Here is a 22,784-nt window from a genome sequence, read left to right as displayed (position 1 = left end):
GCCATGACCATGCAGGCATTGGTGCAGGTGCTCGTGAGCGGCCTTCTGATGGGGTTGCTCTACGCCCTCATCGCGGTCGGGCTCTCCCTGATTTTCGGCTTGATGGACGTCGTCAACTTCGCTCACGGCGATTTCCTCATGGTGGCGATGTATGTCGTCTTCGGCGCCTGGGTGCTGACGGGGCTCGACCCGGTGTTGCTCGCGCCCGTGGCGGTTGCGATCCTTTTCGTGGTCGGAGCGGTCACTTATCTCGGCGCCGTGCGACGGGCCATCAGCGTGTCCAGCAACGCCGGGATGGTGCAGATCTTCGTCACCTTCGGTCTGGCGACGCTGCTCCAGGGGCTCGCACAGTTCCTGTTTTCGCCCGACTATCGCAGCATTACGCCGTCATGGCTTGCGAGCCGGACCATTGAGGTCGGCCATGTTTTCCTGCCGCTGCCGCAGCTGTTTGGCGGGCTGGTGTCGCTCGCGGCGTTCGGCGGGCTATTCCTGCTGATGAGCTTCACCGATTTCGGCCGGGCGCTGGAGGCGACGCGGGAGGACAAGGGAGCCGTCGCGCTCGTCGGTATCGACAGCAACCGTGTGTTCGCGCTCGGTTGGGGCCTCGGTGCGGGACTGGTCGGCCTCGCCGGCGCAATTCTCGCCATCTTCTACTACATCCATCCGCAGGTCGGCGCCTCGTTCGGGTTGATCGCCTATGTGGTCGTCGCCCTCGGCGGTTTTGGCAGCGTGTTCGGCGCGCTGGCCGCCGGCCTGATCGTTGGTCTTGCCGAGGCGGTGGCCGCCTTGCTGATGCCGCCGGCACTCAAATCCATCGGCATCTTTTCGTTGTATCTCGCGGTCGTGTTCATCCGGCCGAGCGGCTTGTTCGGGAGGTTGTGATGACGCAAGTGTCTGTTGTCGGCTCCGTGGTGCCAAAAGGGATTACGAAGATTGCCGGCGGTCGATGGCCGGACCTCGTGCGCGCCGCGATCGTCTTCGCCGTCATTGCGGTGCTGCCATTGCTGGTGCGGGACGTCTATCTGCAGAACGTGCTGATCCTGACGCTGCTGTACGCCGCGGTGTCGCAAAGCTGGAACATTCTTGGCGGCTATTGTGGCCAGATCTCGCTCGGGCATGGTCTGTACTTCGGCATCGGCGCCTATGCCACCACGGCGCTGTATGTGCTGTTCGGCATCTCGCCATGGCTGGGCCTCGTTGCCGGCGGAGGCCTTGCTGCGTTGCTGGCGGTCGGGCTCGGCTATCCCTGTTTCCGCCTCAAGGGGCACTATTATTCCATCGCGACCATCGTGATCGCGGAGATCGGCCTCGTCCTGGTGCACAACTGGGATTTCGTCGGCGGCGCCATGGGACTGCAGTGGCCGGTCGATCGCGATGGCTGGGCGACGTTGCAGTTCGGGCGGGACAAGGTGCCGTCGATCTACCTGGCGCTTGCGCTGTTCGTCATGGTCTGGGTCGTCACCTTCGCCATCGAGCGCTCGCGCTGGGGCTACTGGTGGCGCGCCGTCAAGGACAACGCGGAGGCTGCGCGCAGCCTGGGCGTAGACGTGTTCCGCTCGAAGATTGCGGCAGCGGCGGTGTCGGCGGGGTTCACGGCGGTGGGAGGCGGCTTCTATGCGGCTTTCGTCGGCTACATCGATCCCGACAGCGTCATGAGTTTCCGCTTTTCACTGCTGTTCGCTCTGCCGGCGGTGCTTGGCGGCATCGGCACGCTGTGGGGGCCGGCGCTCGGCGCGGCCATCCTCATCCCGCTGACGGAGATCCTGCGCAGCTACGCTGGCGGTTCTGGCAGCGGGCTCGACCTGATTGTCTACGGCGGCCTCGTCACGGTGGTGGCACTGGCACGGCCGGATGGACTGTTGAGCCTGATCGAGCGGGCTCCGGCGGGGAGGAGGGCGGCATGACATCCCGCATGGCTGCTGATGTGATCCTGGAAACCCGACACCTGACGCGCCGGTTCGGCGGCCTCGCGGCCAACAACGACGTATCGATTCACGTCCGCCGCGGCGAAATTCTCGGCCTGATCGGGCCGAATGGCGCCGGCAAGTCGACCTTGTTCAACCTGATCGCCGGGGCCTTTCCGCCGACATCCGGAGAGATCCTGTTCGATGGTACGGATATTACCGCGCTCGCCGACACCCATCGTTGTGCGCGCGGGATCGCCCGCACCTTCCAGGTGCCGCGCAGCTTCGAGTCGATGAGTGTGCTGGACAATGTCGTCGTCGGTGCGCTCGTGCGGCACGCCGGTCCGTCGCGAGCCCGCCTGGCGGCGCTGGAAACGCTGGACGTTGTCGGCCTCGCGGCGCGGGCGGCGGTCTCCGCGTCGGAGCTGACGCCGCCGGAGAAGCGCCGTCTCGAACTCGCTCGGGCGCTCGCTACCGAGCCGAAGTTGCTGTTGCTCGACGAGGTAATGACCGGGCTGACGCCAGCCGAGGCGCTGCAGGGTGTCGAGCTGATCCAGCAGATCCGTGCGCGCGGCGTCACCGTGGTGATGGTCGAGCATGTCATGGAGATCGTCATGCCGCTGGTCGACCGCGCGATCGTGCTGAACCTCGGCGAAGTGCTGGCCGAAGGGCCTCCGCGCGATGTGGTTCGTGATCCGCGCGTCGTCGAGGCCTATCTGGGGAGGCGCCATCATGCAGCTTGATCACGTGACGGGGGACAGCGCCGTGATCGCCGCCAGCGCCGCGCCAGCGCCGCTCCTGGCGGTCGATGCGGTGACCACCGCGTATCGCGGGCTGATCGCGTTGTCGGACGCCTCGATCGAGGTCGCCGAAGGCGAGATCGTCGCCGTGGTCGGCTCCAACGGTGCGGGCAAGTCGACCCTGCTGAAGACCATCGCGGGTCTTGAGCGTGCGCGCTCCGGCTATATCGTGCTCGATGGCGATCGCATCGACCGTGTCAGCGCGCACCACATCACGGCGCGCGGCCTGGCCTATGTGCCGGAGAATCGCCGGCTGTTTCCGCGCCTGTCGGTCGCGGACAATCTGCGGCTCGGGTCGTATCTGTACCGTGATCAGGCGGATCGCGAGAGGCCGCTGGAGCAGGTGTTCGCGCTGTTCCCACGGCTGAAGGAGCGCCTTGCCCAGCGGGCCGAGACCCTGTCGGGCGGCGAGCAGCAGATGCTCGCGATCGGCCGGGCGCTGATGACCCGGCCGCGGCTCCTGATGCTCGACGAACCGTCCCAGGGCATCATGCCCAAGCTGGTCGACGAGATCTTTCAGGCGGTGCTGGCGATCCGCGCCACCGGTGTGACCGTGCTGCTCGTCGAGCAGCGGCTGGCTGAAACGCTGGAGATCGCCGAGCGCGCCTATGTGCTGCAGACCGGTCGCGTGGTGCTGTCCGGCAGTGCGGCCGACATCCGCAGCAATCCGGATGTCCGCAAGGCCTATCTCGGCATGTAACCGTCCGATCCGTCATACCCCAGGGAAATCCACCATGACTGACCACGGCGCTTCCGGCGCATCCCGTTCCGCAGCCCGCGATATTCGCCGTCGCATCCGCACCGGCGAACACCTCGGTCCGACCGGCACGTCGGCGCGCGGCTTCGTGCAGGCCAATATCGTGATCATGCCCGAACGTTACGCGGCAGATTTCGTGACGTTCTGCCAGCGCAATCCAAAACCTTGCCCGTTGCTGGCGGTCGGCCGGCCCGGCGATCCGTCGTTGCCGAGCCTTGGCGAGGACATCGACATTCGCACCGACGTGCCGGCGTATCGGGTCGTCGAGCAGGGGCGCGACGCGGTCGTAGTGCACGATATCCGCGAGCTGTGGCGCGATGATCTCGTGACCTTCGCGCTTGGCTGTTCGTTTTCGTTCGAGGAGGCGATCGAGGAGGCCGGGCTCGGCATTCGCCACAACGAACTCGGCCTGGTCAACCCGATGTACACCACCAACATCGCCACGGTGCCGTCCGGTCCGTTCCGGGGCCCCTATGTGGTGACCATGCGCCCGTTCAAGCCGGCGCAGGCGATCCGCGCCATCCAGATCACCAGCCGCTTTCCGCAAGTGCACGGCGCACCGATCCATTTCGGTGATCCCGCGGCGATCGGCATCGCCGATCTCCAGACGGCCGAATATGGCGGCGATGCCGTGCCGATCCATCCCGGTGAGGTGCCGTTGTTCTGGGCCTGTGGCGTCACCTCGCAGTTGGCCGTCGAGCAGGCGGGGCTGCCGCTGTGCATTTTCCACAAGCCGGCCTGCATGCTGGTGACCGACCGGCGCAATGCCGAGATGTCGGTGTTTTGAGAGAGCAATGATGACATCGTCGGAATCCGTCTTCGCGCGGTTGCGCGCGCTGAACATCCCGCTGCCGCCCACGATTCGCTCTCAGGGAGCCTATGATCTCGTGGTGGTGCATGGCGGCCTCGCCAGCGTGAGCGGCCAGCTCCCGCGCCTCGACGATGACGGCCGCCTGATATCCGGGCGACTGGCCGCCGATGCGGATCTGGCGCTGGCGCGTGACGCCGCGCGGCTGTGCTTTGCCCGTGCGCTGCTCGCGCTGCATGTCACGCTCGGCGATCTGGCGCGGGTCGAGCGTCTCGTCAGCATCCGCGGCTTCATCAATGCGGTGCCGGAATTCCAGCGCCATGGCGGGGTCATGGACGCCGCCTCCGAACTGGCGCTCGACCTGTTTGGTGACGCTGGCCGTCACGTGCGGTCGGCGCTCGGGGCGGGCGGCCTGCCGGCCGGCGCGCTGGTCGAGGTCGAGGTGGTCGCGGCGCTGGCGGTGACTGAACCTCGCCCGCAGCAAGCCTAGCGAATGTCCATCTCGTTCAGCCTTTCCACGGAGTACCAACTGACATGACAACGGACCACCGCATTGAACGCATCGAAACCACGATCGGCCGCCATGTCCGCCGTGACATCTCGCGTCTGGTGAGTTTCGCGAGGGGGCAGCTCGGCCGGGCCGCGGCAGCGGTCGCGACCACCGATGCGCCCCACATCGGCATCGTGGTCGGCTTCTTCATTCGCCATGCCAATCCGCCGTCCCCGGAAACCGATGGCTTGAATGGCATGGCGCACCTTGCCGTGGGCTTTTCCGCCGCGGGCTTCCGCGTCACGGTGATCACCGACACGCCCTGCGCCAAGGCGGTGTGGGCGGTCGTCGATGCCTTGCCGTTCCGCGTGGATCTGGAGGTGGTGGACGTCTCGGAGACGGCGGTGCGCCGGCTGCGCGGCTATCTCGAGCGGGCGGAGAAGCCGCTGACCCATCTGATCGCGATCGAACGGGTGGCGCCCGGCTCGGACGGCAAGCCTCATCGCGAGCACGGCTGGGACATGTCGCGGGAGACCGCGCCGCTGCACCTGCTGTTCGACGAGCCGGGCTGGCGGCGTCCCTGGGCGACGATCGGCATTGGCGATGGCGGCAACGAGATCGGCATGGGCGTATTGCCGGTCGAGATCGTTCGCGAGGACATCCCGAACGGCCCGCTGATCGCGGCGCAGACCGCGACCGACCATCTGATCGTCGCCGGCGTATCCAATTGGGGGGCGTATGGCCTGCTGGCCTCGGTGGCGGTGCTGCGGCCGGACCTCGCGCCGAAGCTGCTGACGCATTTCGATCGCGAATCCGAGCGGGCCTATCTCGCGGCGGCGGTCGACGTCGGACAGGCGATCGACGACAGCCGCGTCGACCAGCCCGGCCGGTTGCAGATGAGCGTCGATCGTATCCCGGTCGAGGAGCATGGCGATCTCATCGAAACCATTCGCGAACTGACATCCACGACACCCGCGGCAGGTTCGGCCGCTCTCCATCCGGAAAGGATCTGATGACCATGCTCACCGCCCACACCAATGGCGTCTACCCGATCGCGCCGACCCCGTTTCGCGAGGACGGCCGGATCGACGAAGGCTCGATCGATCGCCTTGCCGAGGCCTATCACGCGGCCGGTGCCACCGGAGCGACCGTGCTCGGCGTGCTTGGCGAGGCGCCCAAGCTCGAGCCGGAGGAATCGCTGGCCGTCGCCACGCGTTTCATCAAGAGCCTTGGCAAACTGCCAGTGATCGTTGGCGTGTCGGCGCCGGGCTTTGCCGCCATGCGTGCGCTTGCCTCGGCGGTGCGCGAACGTGGCGCGGCCGGAGTGATGATCGCGCCGCCGCCGTCGCTGCGCACCGACGAACAGATCGTCGGCTACTATCGCCAGGCGATCGAGGCCATCGGTCCGGAGATCCCGTTCGTCATTCAGGACTATCCGCTGACCTTCACCGTGCAGATGACGCCGAAGGTGATCCGCCAGATCGTGCAGGAAAACCCGTCCTGCGTGATGCTCAAGCACGAGGACTGGCCGGGCCTCGAGAAGATCTCGGCGCTGCGCGGGTTCGAGGCGGATGGCTCGATGCGCCGGGTGTCGATCCTGACCGGAAATGGCGGGTTGTTCCTCGACTTCGAGATGGAGCGGGGGGCCGATGGGGCCATGACCGGTTACGCCTTCCCGGAGATGCTGGTCGACGTCGTGCGATTGCAGCAGGCGGGGCGTCGCGACGACGCCCATGCGCTGTTCGATGCCCATCTGCCGCTGCTGCGCTACGAACAGCAGCCGGGGGTGGGTCTCGCCGTCCGCAAATATGTCCTCATGAAGCGTGGGCTGCTGGCATCGGACACGCAGCGCAAGCCTGGCACGGTGCTGTCGGGCAAGGCGCGTGAAGAGGTCGACTACCTGCTGGCCCGGCTCGGGCGCACGGACCGCCGTGCGTTGCCCCACGCGGCGTGAGCCGACGCTTCAACTCGGGAGAACGGGAATGGATCTGGGAATCACGGGCCGCACGGCGCTGGTGCTTGGCGCCGGCGGCGGCCTCGGCCGTGCCATCGCGCTGGCTCTGGCCCGCGAGGGTGTACGGGTCGCCCTCGGCGACATCAACGATGCCGCGCTGGCGGAAACTGCCGCCGCCATCGCGGCGGAAGGCGGTCAGGCGAAGGCGCTGACATGGAATTTGGCCGATCTCGACGCGATCGATGGCCATGTCCGGGCCATCGAGGCCGACCTCGGGCCGGTCGATATCCTGATCAACAACACCGGTGGACCGCCGCCGACGCCGGCAGCCGGTCAGGATGCCGCACTGTGGCGCAAGCACTTCGACGCCATGGTGCTGTCGGTGATCGCGATCACCGACCGCGTGCTGCCTGGCATGCGACAGCGCGGCTTCGGACGCATTATTACCAGCACCTCGTCGGGGGTCGTGGCGCCGATCGCCAATCTCGGCCTATCCAATGCGTTGCGGCTGACGCTGGTCGGCTGGTCCAAGACGCTGGCCCGCGAGGTGGGGCGAGACGGCGTGACCACGAACATCGTTCTTCCGGGCCGGGTCGCGACCGACCGGATTCAATTTCTCGATCGTGCACGGGCGGAACGGGAAGGGCGCAGTCTCGAGGCCGTCGCGGCCGAGAGCACGGGGTCCATCCCGCTCGGCCGGTATGGACGCCCGGAAGAGTATGCCGATGTGGTCACGTTCCTGGCGAGCGTGCGGGCATCCTACATCACGGGCAGCGTCGTGCGCGTCGATGGCGGTCTCATCGCCAGCATTTGAGAACGCCGCGCCAGGTCCGCGCCGCTGTCGAAAGCCCGCCGCGCACCGGACCTGACATTGGTCACCAGGATGGCTCCCAGCCGAGGTTGGGAGCCACCCTTTCGACGAAGTCGGTCAACAGGCGGATGTTCTCGGACAGGCTGAAGGCGGGAGGCAGGAACAGAACGATCTCGTCCGCGGCGGCGAGGCCGGGATCGCCGAGGATGGCCTGGGTCACCTGGTCGGGCGTACCCTGGAAGACCGGAGAAATGCGACTGCCAGGCGGCTGGTTGGTCGGTGCGACCGGTTCAAGGGCCCCTTTGGGGCGTGACGCGGCGACGCCCTGGGTCCGGCGCTCGAGGTCGTACGCGGCGTATTTTTCCCGAAGCTCGGTCGTCGTGCCGGTCAGGATCGAGGCGGCGACAGCGACCGGTGGCAGCGCCAGACCTTGTCTCTCGTGCCAGGTGGCGCGGAAGGCATCGATGCTGCGGGCCTGATACGCCCCGAAGGTCTCGTCCTCGGCGTGATCGTGCTGCACGGTGCCGGCGATCAGCCCGATCCCGAGCTCGGCGGCCTGGACCGCGGATCCCAGACTGGATGATCCCTGCCGGATTCGCGCACGCAGGGTCGGGCTGTGCGGCGTCACGCGCAACTCGGTGCCCACCGGGGCGCCTTGCCCCGGTCCGGTGACGGTGTGCAGCACCTCGCCGCGGATTGCGGCGAGGAAGCGTGCCTGGCGGCGTCGTGCTTCCGTGCGTGCATCGGTCCCGACGGTGCCGAACACCGCGTCGAACATGGCGTTCGCCCCCGTCGCGATCGCCAGCTCCAGCCGTCCGTCGATCAGCAGGTCAGTGGTGCCGGCCGCCTCGGCGAGCAGGATCGGGTCCTGGTAGCGCATCGGGATGACGGCCGATCCCAGCGTGATGCGGGTGGTGTGCTGGCCGGCGGCGGCGAAGAACGGCAGCGGCGACGACAGATAGTGATCGAAGTGGCGCTGGTAGGCCCAGCCCGACTGGTAGCCCAGCCGCTCGGCGGCCTTGAACAGCGCGATGCCGTCGCGAAGTCCCCGCGCCGGTCCGACGTCGTCATGGAACGACACGCGGGTGTTGAAGCCGATCCGCCGCTTGACGCGGAACGGAGCCGCTGAGGTACCAGCTGGTGCGAGGATGGTCACGCGTGTTCCGCCTGTTTGACGATGGATCGGGGACGCAGGCGCGGCACGTCGCGGTTCGCGACAGCCGCGGACGGGATCGCGGCCAGCAGCGATGCGGTGTAAGGATGCTGCGGGTTGCTGAAAATTTCGGCGACTGTCCCATGCTCGACGATGCGCCCGCGGTGCATCACCGAGACGGTGTGGGCGAGCTGGCGCACGAGGGCGAGGTCGTGGGACACGAAAACATATGTCAGGCCGAGATCGACCTGCAGCGACAGCAGCACCCGGACGATATCGGCCTGGACACTGACGTCGAGCGCCGATGTCGGTTCGTCGAGCACGATGACATCCGGCTTGAGAACGAGTGACCGGGCGATGGCCACGCGCTGGCGTTGTCCGCCCGAGAGGGCTTGCGGCTTGCGCGCGAGCAGATGTTCGTCGAGCCCGACATTGGCAAGAGCCTCGCGCACGCGTGCGGTCCGCTCCGCGCGGGTCCCGATCCTGAACCGGTCGAGTGGCTCGCGCACCAGTTGCTCGACCTTCCAGGTCGGGTCGAGGGAGGTGAACGGATTCTGGTAGACGAATTGAAGATGACGTCGCGCTGCGCGCAGTGCGTCCTGCGAGCGACCGCTGATGGGCTCGCCGGCGACCGAGATGTCGCCAGAATCGGGGTCTTCGAGCCCGAGCAGCATGCGGATGGTCGTCGTCTTGCCCGAACCCGACTCGCCGACCAGCGCGTGGGTGGTGCCGGCTGGGACGGCGAACGACACATCGTCGACGGCCGTCAGTGGCTCGCCGTCGACCGTGAAGGTCTTGGTGACGGCACTGACCTCGATCTTCGGCGCTGTGCCGGGATTGCTGCGGCGAAAGCCGGCGTCGCGCAGTTCGGCGTAACGATCCGGATTGAGTGCGGGAACGTCGGCGTGCAGCTTTCTGGCGTAGGCAGAGGCCGGTGACGAGAAGACAGAAGCCGTGCGGCCGGCCTCCTGGATGACGCCATTCCTCAGCACCACGAGTTCGTCCGCGCGCTCGGCCGCAATCGCCAGATCGTGTGTGACGAGCAGCAAGCTGATGTCGAGCTCTTGCTGCAGCCGTGACAGCAGGTCGAGTATCCGCTTCTGGATCGTGACGTCGAGCGCGGAGGTCGGCTCGTCGGCGACCAGCAGCGCCGGCCGGGGCAGGACGGCGAGGCCGATCAACACCCGCTGCAACATGCCGCCGGACAACTGGTGAGGATAGGAGTCATAGACACGGCGTGGGTTGTCGAGCCCGACCTGCGCGAACATGTCGAGGACGAGTTCGGTGCGGATGGCCTTGTCGGGTTCACCGAGGAGGGCGGCCGCCTCCTCCGCCTGGACACCGATCGTCCGCACCGGGTTGAGCGCGTTGCCGGGATCCTGTGGGACGAAGCCGATGGCGCGTCCCCGCAGCGGCCGGAATTGTCGCTCGGACAGTCCCAGCACGTCCCGGCCATCGAAGGCGATGCGGCCGGTGGCGCGTCCTTCGCTGGGCAACAGTCGCAGCACCGCCCGGGCGATGGTGGATTTGCCCGAGCCGGACTCGCCGATGAGGGCGAGGCTGTCGCCGCGGCCGAGCGAGAAGCCGACGTCGGTGACGACGGTGTTCGGCCCGTAGGCCACCGACAGGCGCTCGACCTGCAGCAGGGCGGTTGCCTTCTGTGCCGTCGGCCGTGGAGCGCTGCCCGTGCGGATGAGAGAGGCGGTCAATCTGTCTTGCGGAGCCATCGGCTGATCCTGTTCACGGAAAGCACAGTCGCGATTGTCACGAAGGCGGGCGCATACACCAGCCATGGCCATTTGAGGTAATCCTTGCCGATCGAGATCAGCAGGCCCCAATCCGAGGCGGGCGGCGGGTCGCCATAGCCGAGGAAGGCAAGGCTGGCGATGACCAGGATCGACAGGCCGAATTGCAGCACCGCGAGCGAGAGCACGGAGCGCGATGCATTCGGCAGCACGTGGTGCAGCAGGATGTACCAGCGCGAGCCGCCCTGCAGGAAGGAGGCCTCGACGAAAGTGGCCTTCCGGATCTTGATGACTTCCGAACGCATCACACGGGCGAAGACGGCGATTGCGGATACGCCGGTCGCGATGGCGGTGTTGGTGGTGTCGAAACCCAGCGCCGTGACAATGATGACGGCGAGCAGGAAACTCGGAATCGCCAGCAGGATGTCGACGAGGCGCGCGAGCACGATGTCGACCCAGCCGCCAAGGAAGCCTGCCAGCAGCCCGATGAAGCCGCCGGCGACAACGCCGATGACCACGGCGATGAGCGCGCTCGTCACCGAAGAAGCCGTGCCATGCACGACGCGGGCGTAGAGATCGCGGCCGAGGTGGTCGGTGCCGAACCAGTGGGCGGTATTGGGGGCCAGCAGCTTTTCAGCGGGAATGCCGTTGATCGGATCATGGCTGGTGAACAGGCCGGGGGTGAGCGACCAGGCGATTACCAGTGCGATCATCAAAAACGATAATACGACGGTTGGCGGCATCCGCAGGGCGGCGAGCCGGCTGGTCACCGTGGCGCGCGGCGTGGAGGAGAGGGAGGTCATGGTCATGGCGTCACCGCTCCGGGCGTGCCGGCGGTGGGTGTTGTGTCGGCTGCCGCTGGCAGGCGCCGGGCATCCCCCAACAGCTTCACGCGTGGGTCGAGCAGCGGGTAGGCGAGATCGGCGAGCAGGTTGACGAGCACGAAGACCACGGCAGCGAGCGATACGACCGCCTGCAGCACGGGCAGGTCCTGCGTGGCAGCCGAGCGCTGCACCAGGCTGCCGATGCCGGTGCGTCCGAAGACGGTCTCGGTGATCAGCGAACCACCGAGCAGTTCGCCGATGGTCAGCGCAATGACGCTGACGACCGGGAGCGACGACGGCTTGAGAAGGTGTCTGATGAAGAGACGTGTCTGTCCGAGGCCGCGGCTGCGGGCGACGGCGATATATTCCTGTCGCGACTCGTGGTCGAGATTGGCGATCAGGACCTCGGCGATCTGGGCGGAGATGGGAATGCCGAGCGCGATCGCCGCGAAGAACGTCGCCCAGGCGCTGTCGGGCTCGATCACGCGGAACAGGCCGAGCTGGAATCCGAAGGCGTGGATCAGCACCAGTCCGATCACGAAATTTGGCACTGACAGGAACAGCGACGGGAAGGCCCGCAGTATGCCCTGTCCCAGCCGCCGGGGCAGGAATTGCGTGCCGTAGGCGATCGCAACAGCGAGCAGCAGCGCCACGGCGAGGCCCGCAGACGCCAGGATCAAGGTCGAGGGCAGCACCTCGGCGATCAGCGTCGATACCGGCCGGGTCGATCGCATCGACAAGCCGAGGTCGCCGGTCACGAAGTGGGAGATGGAAGTCCCCAACTGGACCAGAAGTGGCTTGTCCAGGCCCTGGGCGGCAATGATGGCCCTGATCTGGTCTTCGGTGAAGCCGTTCTGCGGATCGCGCAGGATATTGGTGATCGGGTCGCCCGGCAGAATGCTGACGACGACGAACGTAAAGACGTACGTCAGAACAATGACGGCGATGGCCTGGGCGAAACGTTTGGCGGCATCCGCCAGATAGGCATTCTTCATGCGCGGGGCCTCCTCACGCCGCCTTGGCAGGCCACGGGCTATCAGGTCTTCGTGGCCGTGTAGTAGCTGGCATAGGCGATGCCGTTGTAGGTCTCGCCCTTGAGCTTCGGCGACTGCACGTAAATGCGCTGGACGATCTGCGTTCGCGGGACGAAGTAGCCCTGCGCGAGGACGTAGGTCTGCAATTCGTCGAGAAGCGGGGTGCGGATCTCGATCGAGCCGGCACCGGCGATCCGGTCGCGCAGATCGTTGAGCGTCTTGTCGCTTTCACCGAGGGCGAACCAGTTCTCGCCATTGTTGGCGTCGGTCAGGATGCTGGCCACGGTTCCGGCGTCGATGAAGCTGCGGGTCACCTCGTAGGCCGGCACGGCCGGACCACCCACGAGAACCTTCTGGCCGAACGTGACGACGTCATAAGCACGGATGTCGACTTTCCAGCCGATCCGGCCGAGCTGCTGGGCGATGAGTTCGTCGACCGCCTTGGCGGTCGCGAGATAGGGGTTGGAGTAGAGCGTCAGCGACAGCGGCTTTCCGTCCCTGGTGCGGATGCCGCGGGGACCTTTGGTCCAGCCGGCCTCATCGAGAAGCTTTTCGGCCTTGCCGGGGTTATAGGCGAGCAGGTCGCTGTGGTCGGTTGCGCCGGGCACGTTGCTCTGAATGAAGGAGGTCGCGAGCTTCCAGTCCGGCGTATAGACGGTATCGATGATCTCCTGACGATTGATCGCGGCCTGGAGCGCCTGGCGCACCCGGACGTCGTCGTATGGCGCGAGCTTGGTGTTGATCGCCCAGCCGTTGACGAAGCCGAGGTAGCGCGGCGTCGCGACGGTGAAGCCGAGCTCCTTGAGAGACTTCAACTCCTGCGGCGACGGGCTGTAGGCGACGTCCGCCTGGCCGGATTGTACGGCCGAGACCCGCAGCGAAGGCTCGGACACCACCTTGTAGGTGATGGAATCGAGATGGGCCGGGCCGGTGTGGCCGACTGCGGCCGGACCCCAGTTGTAATCCCTGCGCTTCACCAGCTTGACGAAGTCGCCTTCCTTCCACGACGCGACGAGGTAGGGGCCGCTGCCCGAGACCTTGGCGAGGTCCGCCTGCTGCGGGGCAGGCAGGGCGATGGTTTTCGGCGAGATCAGGATCGAGCCGTGGTAGCCGAGCGTCGGGATGAAGCCCAGCGTCGGCGCCTTGAAGAACACCTTCACCGTGGCCGCGTCGGTCGCTTCGGCGCGGGCGTAGGTCTTGGGAAAGAGGCCGATCGGATTGATGCCTTCTTTCACGCGGCCGGCGTACCAGATGTCGAGGTTGGCGACGACCGCGGCCGCATCGAGCGGAGTGCCGTCGGAGAACGTCACGCCGCTCTTGAGATGCAGGGTGAACTCGGTCGCATCGGCGTTCTGCTCCCATTTTTCAGCGAGCCAGGGGCTGACCTTGCCGTCGGCGTCGACATAGACGAGCTTGTCGGTGACATGGCCCCAGATATGGCCCTGGAAACTTGAAATTGCGCTGTTGTTGGGAATCCAGGTCGGCCCGAGCGAGTCGATGAGGAAGACAACGTCACCGCCAGTCGGCCCGGAGAGCGGCTCGTTCGCCGTCAGGCCCGGTCGTGGCAGCGCGCTCGCCGCGGCCAGCGTGGCGGTCGCGGCCAGCAGGCGGCGGCGCGACAGCGATAGCGAAGAAAAGCGGTCGGTCATGAAGAGATCCTGAGGGTTCGGGGCGCGCCCTGCCGTTGCAGGGCGGATTGAGGGGGAGGGGCGAGGTCGCTTCCGTTCGGAACGGTCGCGAGGTGTGGGCTGTCGCGCCGACCGGTCGCTGCGGCAGCGTCGCCAGGGCGCGCAAGCGCCGCCCGGCCGAGAATGGCAATCACGATGTCCTCCTGCGGCGCATGCACGAGCACCGACTGGATGTCGCGGAAGTGGCGTTCGAGGCTGCCGCCGCCGCTCAGGCCGGGATTGCCGAGCGCGCCGACGGCGATCTGGACCGCCTGCCGCAACTGCCGACCGGCGAGCACCCGGGCGCGCAGCAGCTTCTCGGGCTCGCCCTCGGCATGATCGACGGCGTCGAAGATCAGCTGACGTGCGCCGCCGACCAGGAGATCGATTTCGCCGGCGAGTGTGATGAAGCGTTCGGTGCGCGCGACGGGATAGCCGAGATTGGCGGGGACGCGATCCTCCGCGAAAGCGCGGAAGGCGTCCTGCGCCGCCTCGGCGACGCCGAGATAGATCGCCGTGAGGACCAGCGTGGCGGCTGCGTGGGCGCGATTGTCCTGCTGTGCTACGTCCGCAGCCGTCAGGCCGATCACATCATCGCGGCCGACCTCCACCTCGTTGAATTCGACGTCGTGGGAGCCGGTGGCCCGCATGCCGAGGCTTTTCCAGTTCCTGACGATGCGGATGCCGGCGGCGGCGGCCGGCACCACGAAGGTGCCGACACGCGGCGGGCTCTCGTCAGTGCTGGCCCAGACAAGAAAGTACGACAGACCCTCGCATCCGGTAACGAAACGCTTGGTGCCGCTGATCGACCAGCCGCGGGTGGTGCGTCGGGCGACAGTCTGCGGCAGACCGCCACGCGCCGGCGAGCCGAGTTCCGGTTCTCCCCGCGCCGCATTGAGGAGCACGGGTCCTTGCCTTCCTTCCGCGAGCACCCGGCGATAGAGCGCCTCGGGCCATTCGCCGCGCTGCGTCTGGTGGCGATGGCTGAAAAGCGTCATCAGGCTGATGAGTGCGACGGAGGGATCGCCGCGCCCGAGTGCGGCGGTGAGCCGGGCGAGATCTCCGAGCGGGATGTTCCGTCCGCCGTATCGTTCAGCGACCGTCAACTCGAGCAGTCCGGCCTGGTGGACGGCTTCGATGCCCTCACGCGGGAAGGCCGCGGTGGCATCCGCGGCCGGCGCCGCGGCGCCAAGCCTGGCCACGACGCTGGCCAGTTCGATCCCCGCGACGACGGGTCCGTCCTGACGATGGTGGTCAGGCATGGACGGGCTCTTGGACGTTGCGGCGTTCGAGTTCGGCACGGACGAGGGGCAGGACGTAGCGTCCGTAATCGATGGCGTCGTTGAGATTGTCGTAGCCGCGAATGGAAATCAGGTCCGCGCCGAGGTCGATATAGTCGAGGATGGAATCGGCGATGGTCTGCGGTGAGCCGACCAGAGCGGTCGACGCGCCGCGCGCGTTGGTCGCCGTGACTGTCGGGTACCACAATGCCCGGTCATGCACCTCGCCGCGTGCTGCGATCTGCAGAAGTCGCTGGGATCCGACATTTTGTGGCGGGCCATTGGAGAGAGGGCGTGTCGGAGGCCCTTTTGCGGCATTCGCCTTGAGCGTCTCGAGCACCCGGTGCGCTTTCGCCCAGGCGAGCTCGTCGGTCTCGGCGACGATGGGGCGAAACGTCACCCAGATGCGCGGACGATCCTTGCGGCCGGCCTTCGCGGCCTCGTCATAGATGCGATCGATCTGCTCCCGGGTTTCCTTGAGAGGTTCGCCCCACAAGCCGAAGATATCGGCGAGCGAGCCACCCACCCGGTAAGCGTCGTCGGATGAGCCGCCTACTGACACGGGGATGGTTCCGTTCACCGGCAGGACAGCGTTACTAAAACCCTTGAACTGATAATATTTGCCGTCGAAGTCGAACGGTTTGGACGATTGCCAGGCCCGCCGCAGGATGCGGATGTATTCCTCCGTTCGCTCGTAGCGCTGCTCCTTGGTCAGAAAGTCGCCCTCGCGCGCCTGCTCGACGGCATCGCCGCCGGCGATGAAGTGGACGACGACGCGACCGCCGCTCAATTGATCCAGTGTCGCCAGCGCTCTTGCGGCGACAGTCGGATACACCGTGTTGGGGCGGAGGGCGATGATCGGCCGTACATGCCTGGTGTGGGCGATCACCGTCGCGCCGAGCACGAAGGGATCGAAGGACGATGAGTGATACGGCAGCAGCGTGTAGTTGAAGCCCGCCTCGTCCAGTGTCCGGGCGTAGCGCGCGAAATAGATGGGGTCGAGCGGGGCGCCGGGGCGAGGATCGAGATCGCTCGAGCTGTTCGCGTAGCTTGCGCTGATGAATTCCACGGTCATGGGGACGATGCTGCTTCGATGAAAGCGAAATCATATCGCCAACCGTCACCGGCCGCACCGTTGCACTGTGCTGCGTTTTTAACATTTTTTATCTATTATATAGATTATTATTCCACTGTTGCGTCCAGAGATTGCGGCTGTCAGGTCTGTGCCGGCGGAAGGTCACTGCGACGCTGCGTCGGGTTTCGGCGAGACGATTCTGAATTTTCTCTCGCTCGTCTTCGGCCGGCGGTTGTGATCGTCGAGGCATTCCGCGAGCATATCGATGGACCGCGCCAGCTGGATCTCGCTCACGAAGTTTGCGTAGCCCAGAAGCAGGCCCTGCTTGGGCTGCGCGCTGATATATCTCGAAGACAGATCGGAGACCGCGAGGCCTTTGCGGCTCGCGGCGTTGCGGATCGCGCTGTCGCTCCCTGCAGTATGCGTTGTTGCGAACAGATGCAGGCCGCAACTTTTGGGGCACACCGACAGCTGCAAGCCGAGGCGCGCGGTCAGGGCGTCGATCACCATCTTTCGCCGGGCGGTGCAAATGATGCGCGATTTCTTTAGATGAAGTGCGAAATGTCCTTCGGACATGAAGCTCGCGAGCACTTTCTGCTGCAAGATGGAAATTCCGTCGAGCATGGTGTCGGTGGCTTCCCGAAGGGGGGCGACCGCCGTATCCGGAGAGACGATGTAGGCGATCCGCAGGTTCGGATGCAGGGTCTTGCTGAAAGTACCGAGGTAGAAGGTGCGACCGTAGGCGTCGAGGTTGTGTAGTGTCGGCAGATGCTTGCCCTCGAAACAGAATTCGTTGTCGTAATCGTCTTCCACGATCCATGCGCCGGCCTCGGCAGCCCACTCGATCAGCGCGGTTCTGCGCCGCAATGACATACTGACGCCAAGCGGGCTCTGTTTGGTCGGCGTGGTAATCGCTATGCCGCCCTGCGCGCCGTATCGCCTGCCATGGTCGACGTCGATGCCCTCGGAGTCCACGGGGACAGGCAGGGCATGCACCCCCAGTCGCTTGAGAACAGCTGAAGTCGGTGGATACCCCGGATCCTCGATCCAGGCCGATCGCTCCCGTGGCAGCAGCGCGTGCAGGAGCAGGCCCAGCGACTGGCGATAGCCTCCGGTCACGAACACCTGCTCAGGGCTGCACCGAATCCCCCGGGCCACACCGAGATATCCGCATATTGCTTTCCGCAGCCCGTAATACCCCTGAACGTCATCAACCAGTTCGCTCATTTCCACACGGTCTCGCAGAATGCGCTGATTGATCTTGAGCCAGGCTGCCCGCGGAAAGATGTCGATCGCAGGAACGGACGTCTGGAACGGGCGCATCCCACCGTGTTGTGCCGACGGCCCGAGATCATGGTCGGTGGTTTGATCCGGCGATGCATCCCGGAGAGATCCGGCTGTTGCGAGCGTAGGGGCGGCAGGAAGGAGATTCTGTACGAGCGGCTTGCGGGGGGCGACATAGGACACCGTCGTGCCAGACTGCCCATGGCTGACAAGAAGCCCTTCTCCGACAAGGAGGTCGTAAGCCCGCTCGATTGTCGCGCGCGCGAGGCCGAGCTCGGAAGCGAGGGTCCTGATCGACGGAACACGGGCGCCGTAGGGATAAACGCCCTGCAGGATCGCGTCCTTCAGGCGCTGATAGACCTCGCGATAGCGGGCCTGATGAGTTGTGACCTGAAATGGAGCTTCGAGGGCCGGCCGGGACATTCTTTGCACGGGAGCTCCTTCCAACTGGTAGTGGCTGGTAATCAAAGGCATCGTGCGTGTCGGGGATGACGACGATGCCGCCGGCGTCAGTCGTGCGCAGCGCGACCGGCCCGCACGGCGTGAGGCTCAGGTCAAAGGAATGGTGGTCCGCCATGCCCCCAACCAGGCGGTGATGTCCTGCGCCTCGCTCTTCCCCGGCGTCGGACTAGATTTTCCGTCGCATCAGCAGCACACCGACAATTCCGGAAAGAGAGATGCATGCCAGAATTCCCATCAGCAAGTTGTAGCCGGCGTGGGAATAGACATGGACGCCACCGCGCGTGAGGCCGCCCCAGGTCTGGCTGAGTGCAAATCCGAGAATGGGCTGGAGCCCGGCGGTCAGCAGTCCTGCCGACGTCGTATTGATCGCCGCGCCGGTACCGAGGCGCGCGACCGAATAGATGTGCCTGACGGCCTTGAGGATCATCGGCGTCATGCCACCGGCGATGAGGCCGAGCGCGGTGAAACTGGCGACGACGGTGCCGAGGCCCATCCATCCGGTCACCGCGGGGGCCAGCAGGACGAGGCTCGCCGTGCGGACGAGGCACATCGTGACGTGCACGCGTCTCAGGGAACGAGTGCGGTCCGCAATGAAGCCAAAGCCGATGGAGCCGATCATGCAACTCGTCATGAACAGCAACAGAATCGATGTTGCGCTGTGGCGCGGAAGGTCCAGCGTGTCCATCAGCAGCGGGATGCCCCAGACGCCCGAGATCGTGGTCACAGTGATAAAGTGCGACGAAAACGTCAGCAGACATCCCCAGCTCTCCCGACGTTTCAGTTCGGCAATGGCAGACGTTAAGACGGCCGCAAGAGTTGCCGGTCGAATGACGCCGTCCTGACGCGGCAGGACGCGGGCGACGAGGGCAAGGTTGATACAAGACAACAGGCCGATGACAGCGAAACTCGTTCGCCAGCCTGCGGAGGCGACGGCGACGGCGAGCGGCGTGGCGGCGAGAGCGCCCCCCGCATATCCCGACAGCTGCGAGAGGCCCGACATAAGTCCGAACTGGCGTTCCCGGAACTGCTGCGCGACCAGCTTGATCAGGGCCGTGAAGATCAGCGCGTCGCCACAGGCGATAACAAATCGTGAGACAAACGCGAATGGCATGCTGGTCGACGCGGCGAACAGCAATGTGCCGACCGATGATGCGGCCAGGCTCCATACAACGAGCTTCTTGACGCCGAATGTGTCGACGAGAACACCCGCGGGAAACTGCATCAGCATGTAGCCGATGAAGTAGGACGATGCGATGACGCCGAGTCCGTCTGCTCCGATGCCGAAGTCGCGTGCCAGTTCGTCGCTGATCGTCTGCGGGCACACCCGCTGCAGGAAAGCGACGGCGTATGCGCAGGAGACGCAGCCCCAGCCGATGAGATTTCGTCGCGCGGGGGATGCCGCAAGCCGGGCGGAATTGATCAGCATGATGCCGGTCTGAACTTAAGTCGACGGCCGTGCGATGGTTCCAATCGTGAAGATCGCATCTCGCGTGTCCGGAATCACGCGCCTGAATGTCGCCGTGAGCTCGCCGTCGGATTCATAGGCTGGCTGGCTATGGTAGGTGATGTTCGGGTAGGAGTTGCGGATGATCATGTCCGGGAATTCGAGCTCCCGATCCGGATAAAGCGTGCGAGCGATCTGGATGGCCGCATCTTTCAATGTGTCGTCGCCGATGCCCTCCGACAATGACGGCAACAGCCGTTTGCAGACCCGTGCATGGGCGCTCCAGGCGACCGGATTGCGAGTTCTCCAGGTGTAGTAGATCTCCGATCCCGCAGGCACGGCGGACAGCTCGGCATCGAGGATGCCTTTCAGCAGCAGCCCGAACAGCCCCTTGCGCTGATGTTCCGGCCTGAGTTCGATTCCCGAACGACAGATTGCTGGCTGATTGTTGATCGTGAGCCGGCGCCATATGGAAAATCCGGCGATGTCATTGTCAAGTCGGACGAGGCCGATGCCGTACCCATCCTTGAACGGCGTCTCCGATGCGGACCACCAGGGGCTATCGAGACGCCAGTTCGTCGAAATGATCTCGTTGAGCAAGTCGATGATCCCCGACCTGCAAGGCTCGGGAATGTCGACGGCAGAACGAAAGACATCGAGTTGATAGGAGCCGAGGCGGTGAGAGTGGGGTGCCGCGCCATTGTGTTTGCTGAACTGCTGCATCAGTGGCTTCCCTCGATCGTCGCAGTCCGCGTTGAGTACAGGACCGCAATCATGATGGCGAGTGAAAATCTGGCGACAACCTGAAGAAGAAAAGTTTGTGGTGCGGGGCGCGCGGATGGGAGCTGAGGCGTTCTCTGCGAGCGCGTTGCAGCCATCGTTTCTTTCAGCTCTCGCCTGTACTCGCGCGACACGACGGGCGGAGGCGATGTGTGGCGAAGGAATTGGCGGGCCCGTTTTCGACGGACCGTCGCTGCCATGGCCCTATGCAATCGGCGAACCATGTCCCTTTGGCATCATGGTCGGGCTTCTATGGTGCCGGTGGAACGGCAGGTGGTGTCGTGCAGGAGTCGGTGTCGATGGCGGCTGTATCCGGACGTGAGGTCCGGTGTCGCGGTGGTGCCGTCGTCAGTCTCGCCGCGCAGCGATGATCGAGGGCGCCTGCGCAATGCAGGCGACCGGAGCGGCGCGGGCGAAAGGCAACAATCTTCGGAGGCGGGTGGTCTGGTGGAGCACGATTCCTGCCCGCTCGGGATGGGCAGATATCGATCCCGCCGGCGCTGTTTTATCAAATGAAAATTCGTGAAATCTGGCTCTATCCGGTGAAGGGGCTCCGTGGGCGGTCGGTCCCGGACGCACGTGTCGAGCCATGGGGATTGGCTGCCGACAGGCGATGGATGGTCGTCGATGCGAGCGGACGCTTCGTGACCCAGCGAAAGCTCGCCATCCTGTCGACCATCGGCGCATGCCTATCGCCCGATGGGCTTCTGCTGTCGGGGCCTGACGGCTCCTCGGTCAAGCTGCGCGTGCCCGAGCCTGCCGTACGCTGCGAGGTATCGGTGTGGGACGATCACTCGGCAGCGGTGCTCGCCAACCACGACGCCAATACATGGATCAGCAGGCTTCTCGATGGTGACTACCGTCTCGTCTACATGGAAAGTCCCGGCACCGCACGTCCGGTCGACCCGAGGTTTGGAATAGCCACGGACCGGGTATCATTTGCAGACGAGTTTCCGCTGCTGCTGGTCAACAAGGCATCGCTCGATGACCTGAATGCGCGCCTGGAGCATCCGGTCGACATCAGGCGCTTCAGGGCGAACGTCGTCGTGGAGGACGCTGCTGCCTGGGCCGAGGATGGCTGGCGGGCGCTTGAGTTCGGGGGCGTGAGATTTCGCGTCGCCAAACCCTGCTCGCGGTGTGCGGTCATTACGATCGACCAGGAGCAGGGCCGCAGGTCGCGCGACAACGAGCCGCTGCGAACCCTTGCAACGTTCAGGCGAAATGCGCGCGGCGAGGTGATCTTTGGTCAATACCTGATCCCCGACGGTTCTGGCCGTATCAGGACCGGCGATGCCGTCAGGTGCGTGCGCTAGCGCGCGGGCCCCAGGGGATCGGTCGACGTGCATGTCATGGCTGGCCGTCGGAAGTGTCGCGAGCGGAGCGTCGGAATCATGGCGCCGCTCTCATCGCCGCCGCGACGATGTGTGATGGAGATGACCCGATCTTTTTTCGACGTTATGGCCTGCCATGACCTGCCGTGATCGGCGACGCATGGCCCTTCAGGACCGCACGGCCTCTGCCGTATGGCTGATCTCTCCCGAAGACGGATCGATGCAAACGTGAGAGGCAGAGCACATGAGCCTAGTCGAGCAGACACAGGTCCTGAAGAGGTTTGAACGGACAAGCTGGCAGGGTAGGTGCTTCACACAACTGGCCGAGCGTTTGACACCGCCATCCGAGTTTCCCTGCATTTTCTCCCAAAATGCCTTTGGCCGCGGCCTCCTGCTGTTCTCCTTCGTGGATGACGGCTCGCCGCATGGTCTTGCCCGGGCGGCAGAAGATCTCTCGTCCTATGTCGAGCTGTCGCGGGATTGGGACGGCAAGGTCAGCACCGCGCGTCCCCTGGTGGTGGCGTTCTCGCGTGATGTTGCATCGGCGCAGGATGTTGCCGGTTACCACGACATCGGTTGGCGGATATTGCAGGGCTGGCACGAGATCGACCGAACGCCATGGCCGGACGGCGTCGCAACCGATCCGCATTCGCCATTCTGGACCATGTGCTTCAATGGCATGCAGCTGTTCGTCAACATGAGCAATCCTGCTCATGTCCGCCGGCGCAGCCGAAATCTCGGCGACAGCCTGCTGTTCATCGTCAATCCGCGCGAGCGGTTCGACATCGTGGCCGGCGATACGCCAGAGGGGCGCCGGGTCCGCCAGCGAATCCGCGACCGCATCGAGCGTTATGACGGCATCGGCCATAGTCCGCAGCTGGGCAGCTACGCCGCCGGTGAGATCGAGTGGTGGCAATACGGGGTCATCGAGGAAAACCGCGAGCGTACGGATCGATGTCCGTTCCTCCACAAGAAGGCGGTCGCTTGATGAATTCAGGCATTGGTCCAGATCATGCGCGATGATGCGGCATGGGCTCCCCTAGCATCGGGGTGGCGGCGTCATTCGCGGTTTTCGACGCCGTCGAGATACCGTTGGATGCGGCGCCTGCGGCAGGACGACGCGTGATGAAATTGTCGGGATCGCCTTCGAGGGAAAACAGAGATCGCGTCGGCGGCGCCGG

General features: G+C 65.3%; 21 protein-coding genes. 11 read left to right on the top strand and 10 right to left on the bottom strand.

The features are described from left to right. The first annotated feature begins 3 nt into the window (after window positions 1-3). From JQ639_RS04295 to JQ639_RS04255, 9 genes are read left to right on the top strand one after another with little or no spacing between them, the layout of a single operon-like run. The gene (locus JQ639_RS04295) at window positions 4-882 is read left to right on the top strand and encodes a branched-chain amino acid ABC transporter permease (RefSeq protein WP_211969244.1); all 879 of its coding nucleotides are present in this window, start codon (window positions 4-6) and stop codon (window positions 880-882) included. After that, window positions 882-1,904 (top strand): branched-chain amino acid ABC transporter permease, encoded by a 1,023-nt coding sequence (locus tag JQ639_RS04290; RefSeq protein WP_211969245.1) that lies wholly within the window; start codon window positions 882-884, stop codon window positions 1,902-1,904. Before JQ639_RS04295 ends, JQ639_RS04290 begins: the two co-directional genes overlap by 1 nt. Next, complete coding sequence (locus tag JQ639_RS04285) at window positions 1,901-2,647, top strand: ABC transporter ATP-binding protein (RefSeq protein ID WP_249123513.1); 747 nt, start codon at window positions 1,901-1,903, stop codon at window positions 2,645-2,647. Before JQ639_RS04290 ends, JQ639_RS04285 begins: the two co-directional genes overlap by 4 nt. After that, window positions 2,637-3,404, top strand: a complete 768-nt coding sequence (locus tag JQ639_RS04280; RefSeq protein WP_211969246.1) for an ABC transporter ATP-binding protein — start codon at window positions 2,637-2,639, stop codon at window positions 3,402-3,404. The genes JQ639_RS04285 and JQ639_RS04280 overlap by 11 nt, the downstream gene beginning before the upstream one ends. Window positions 3,405-3,438: 34 nt before the next feature. Next, window positions 3,439-4,248, top strand: a complete 810-nt coding sequence (locus JQ639_RS04275; protein ID WP_211969247.1) for a putative hydro-lyase — start codon at window positions 3,439-3,441, stop codon at window positions 4,246-4,248. Window positions 4,249-4,258: 10 nt separating this feature from the next. Then, window positions 4,259-4,759, top strand: coding sequence for a RidA family protein (locus JQ639_RS04270; RefSeq protein ID WP_211969248.1), 501 nt, complete (start codon window positions 4,259-4,261; stop codon window positions 4,757-4,759). 44 nt (window positions 4,760-4,803) lie between these two features. Continuing rightward, complete coding sequence (locus JQ639_RS04265) at window positions 4,804-5,772, top strand: glutamate cyclase domain-containing protein (RefSeq protein WP_211969249.1); 969 nt, start codon at window positions 4,804-4,806, stop codon at window positions 5,770-5,772. Next, window positions 5,772-6,713: a dihydrodipicolinate synthase family protein gene (locus JQ639_RS04260; RefSeq protein WP_211969250.1), complete on the top strand. Its 942-nt coding sequence runs from the start codon at window positions 5,772-5,774 to the stop codon at window positions 6,711-6,713. Before JQ639_RS04265 ends, JQ639_RS04260 begins: the two co-directional genes overlap by 1 nt. A 28-nt stretch (window positions 6,714-6,741) precedes the next feature. Then, complete coding sequence (locus JQ639_RS04255) at window positions 6,742-7,527, top strand: SDR family oxidoreductase (RefSeq protein ID WP_211969251.1); 786 nt, start codon at window positions 6,742-6,744, stop codon at window positions 7,525-7,527. Between the two features lie 61 nt (window positions 7,528-7,588). On the opposite strand, the gene JQ639_RS04250 is transcribed toward JQ639_RS04255, so the two are convergent. The 10 genes from JQ639_RS04250 to JQ639_RS04205 form a co-directional block, all read right to left on the bottom strand. Then, the gene (locus tag JQ639_RS04250) at window positions 7,589-8,680 is read right to left on the bottom strand and encodes an LLM class flavin-dependent oxidoreductase (RefSeq protein WP_211969252.1); all 1,092 of its coding nucleotides are present in this window, start codon (window positions 8,678-8,680) and stop codon (window positions 7,589-7,591) included. Beyond that, window positions 8,677-10,404 carry a dipeptide ABC transporter ATP-binding protein gene (locus tag JQ639_RS04245; protein ID WP_211969253.1) on the bottom strand — a complete coding sequence of 576 codons (1,728 nt, stop codon included), beginning with the start codon at window positions 10,402-10,404 and terminating at the stop codon, window positions 8,677-8,679. Before JQ639_RS04245 ends, JQ639_RS04250 begins: the two co-directional genes overlap by 4 nt. Further along, entirely contained in the window at window positions 10,383-11,231 is an 849-nt protein-coding gene (locus JQ639_RS04240) for an ABC transporter permease (RefSeq protein WP_211969254.1), read from the bottom strand. The genes JQ639_RS04245 and JQ639_RS04240 overlap by 22 nt, the downstream gene beginning before the upstream one ends. After that, window positions 11,228-12,241 carry an ABC transporter permease gene (locus JQ639_RS04235; protein WP_211969255.1) on the bottom strand — a complete coding sequence of 338 codons (1,014 nt, stop codon included), beginning with the start codon at window positions 12,239-12,241 and terminating at the stop codon, window positions 11,228-11,230. The genes JQ639_RS04240 and JQ639_RS04235 overlap by 4 nt, the downstream gene beginning before the upstream one ends. A 41-nt stretch (window positions 12,242-12,282) precedes the next feature. Beyond that, window positions 12,283-13,929, bottom strand: coding sequence for an ABC transporter substrate-binding protein (locus tag JQ639_RS04230; RefSeq protein ID WP_211969256.1), 1,647 nt, complete (start codon window positions 13,927-13,929; stop codon window positions 12,283-12,285). Next, entirely contained in the window at window positions 13,926-15,209 is a 1,284-nt protein-coding gene (locus JQ639_RS04225; protein ID WP_211969257.1) for an acyl-CoA dehydrogenase family protein, read from the bottom strand. Before JQ639_RS04225 ends, JQ639_RS04230 begins: the two co-directional genes overlap by 4 nt. After that, entirely contained in the window at window positions 15,202-16,302 is a 1,101-nt protein-coding gene (locus JQ639_RS04220) for an LLM class flavin-dependent oxidoreductase (protein ID WP_211969258.1), read from the bottom strand. Before JQ639_RS04220 ends, JQ639_RS04225 begins: the two co-directional genes overlap by 8 nt. A gap of 162 nt (window positions 16,303-16,464) precedes the next feature. Further along, a complete protein-coding gene (pdxR, locus tag JQ639_RS04215) occupies window positions 16,465-18,060 on the bottom strand; it encodes a MocR-like pyridoxine biosynthesis transcription factor PdxR (protein ID WP_211969259.1) in 1,596 nt (531 codons plus the stop codon). 154 nt (window positions 18,061-18,214) lie between these two features. Next, the gene (locus JQ639_RS04210) at window positions 18,215-19,474 is read right to left on the bottom strand and encodes an MFS transporter (protein ID WP_211969260.1); all 1,260 of its coding nucleotides are present in this window, start codon (window positions 19,472-19,474) and stop codon (window positions 18,215-18,217) included. A gap of 15 nt (window positions 19,475-19,489) precedes the next feature. Next, window positions 19,490-20,215 (bottom strand): hypothetical protein, encoded by a 726-nt coding sequence (locus tag JQ639_RS04205; protein ID WP_211969261.1) that lies wholly within the window; start codon window positions 20,213-20,215, stop codon window positions 19,490-19,492. A gap of 569 nt (window positions 20,216-20,784) precedes the next feature. On the opposite strand from JQ639_RS04205, the gene JQ639_RS04200 reads away from it, so the two are divergent. Continuing rightward, a complete protein-coding gene (locus tag JQ639_RS04200; protein ID WP_211969262.1) occupies window positions 20,785-21,585 on the top strand; it encodes an MOSC domain-containing protein in 801 nt (266 codons plus the stop codon). Window positions 21,586-21,847: 262 nt separating this feature from the next. Then, window positions 21,848-22,591, top strand: coding sequence for a YqcI/YcgG family protein (locus JQ639_RS04195; RefSeq protein ID WP_211969263.1), 744 nt, complete (start codon window positions 21,848-21,850; stop codon window positions 22,589-22,591). The last annotated feature ends 193 nt before the right edge of the window (window positions 22,592-22,784 follow it).

This window comes from Bradyrhizobium sp. U87765 SZCCT0048 (assembly GCF_018131225.1).
GTDB lineage: Bacteria > Pseudomonadota > Alphaproteobacteria > Rhizobiales > Xanthobacteraceae > Bradyrhizobium_A.
This window is presented reverse-complemented; position numbering and strand designations above follow the sequence as displayed.

Coding starts and splice junctions, on each gene's coding strand:
- JQ639_RS04295 (WP_211969244.1), top strand. CDS start 4: ATGACCATGCAGGCATTGGTGCAGGTGCTCGTGAGCGGCCTTCTGATG.
- JQ639_RS04290 (WP_211969245.1), top strand. CDS start 882: ATGACGCAAGTGTCTGTTGTCGGCTCCGTGGTGCCAAAAGGGATTACG.
- JQ639_RS04285 (WP_249123513.1), top strand. CDS start 1,901: ATGACATCCCGCATGGCTGCTGATGTGATCCTGGAAACCCGACACCTG.
- JQ639_RS04280 (WP_211969246.1), top strand. CDS start 2,637: ATGCAGCTTGATCACGTGACGGGGGACAGCGCCGTGATCGCCGCCAGC.
- JQ639_RS04275 (WP_211969247.1), top strand. CDS start 3,439: ATGACTGACCACGGCGCTTCCGGCGCATCCCGTTCCGCAGCCCGCGAT.
- JQ639_RS04270 (WP_211969248.1), top strand. CDS start 4,259: ATGACATCGTCGGAATCCGTCTTCGCGCGGTTGCGCGCGCTGAACATC.
- JQ639_RS04265 (WP_211969249.1), top strand. CDS start 4,804: ATGACAACGGACCACCGCATTGAACGCATCGAAACCACGATCGGCCGC.
- JQ639_RS04260 (WP_211969250.1), top strand. CDS start 5,772: ATGACCATGCTCACCGCCCACACCAATGGCGTCTACCCGATCGCGCCG.
- JQ639_RS04255 (WP_211969251.1), top strand. CDS start 6,742: ATGGATCTGGGAATCACGGGCCGCACGGCGCTGGTGCTTGGCGCCGGC.
- JQ639_RS04245 (WP_211969253.1), bottom strand. CDS start 10,404: ATGGCTCCGCAAGACAGATTGACCGCCTCTCTCATCCGCACGGGCAGC.
- JQ639_RS04240 (WP_211969254.1), bottom strand. CDS start 11,231: ATGACCATGACCTCCCTCTCCTCCACGCCGCGCGCCACGGTGACCAGC.
- JQ639_RS04235 (WP_211969255.1), bottom strand. CDS start 12,241: ATGAAGAATGCCTATCTGGCGGATGCCGCCAAACGTTTCGCCCAGGCC.
- JQ639_RS04230 (WP_211969256.1), bottom strand. CDS start 13,929: ATGACCGACCGCTTTTCTTCGCTATCGCTGTCGCGCCGCCGCCTGCTG.
- JQ639_RS04225 (WP_211969257.1), bottom strand. CDS start 15,209: ATGCCTGACCACCATCGTCAGGACGGACCCGTCGTCGCGGGGATCGAA.
- JQ639_RS04220 (WP_211969258.1), bottom strand. CDS start 16,302: ATGACCGTGGAATTCATCAGCGCAAGCTACGCGAACAGCTCGAGCGAT.
- pdxR (WP_211969259.1), bottom strand. CDS start 18,060: ATGCCTTTGATTACCAGCCACTACCAGTTGGAAGGAGCTCCCGTGCAA.
- JQ639_RS04210 (WP_211969260.1), bottom strand. CDS start 19,474: ATGCTGATCAATTCCGCCCGGCTTGCGGCATCCCCCGCGCGACGAAAT.
- JQ639_RS04205 (WP_211969261.1), bottom strand. CDS start 20,215: ATGCAGCAGTTCAGCAAACACAATGGCGCGGCACCCCACTCTCACCGC.
- JQ639_RS04200 (WP_211969262.1), top strand. CDS start 20,785: ATGAAAATTCGTGAAATCTGGCTCTATCCGGTGAAGGGGCTCCGTGGG.
- JQ639_RS04195 (WP_211969263.1), top strand. CDS start 21,848: ATGAGCCTAGTCGAGCAGACACAGGTCCTGAAGAGGTTTGAACGGACA.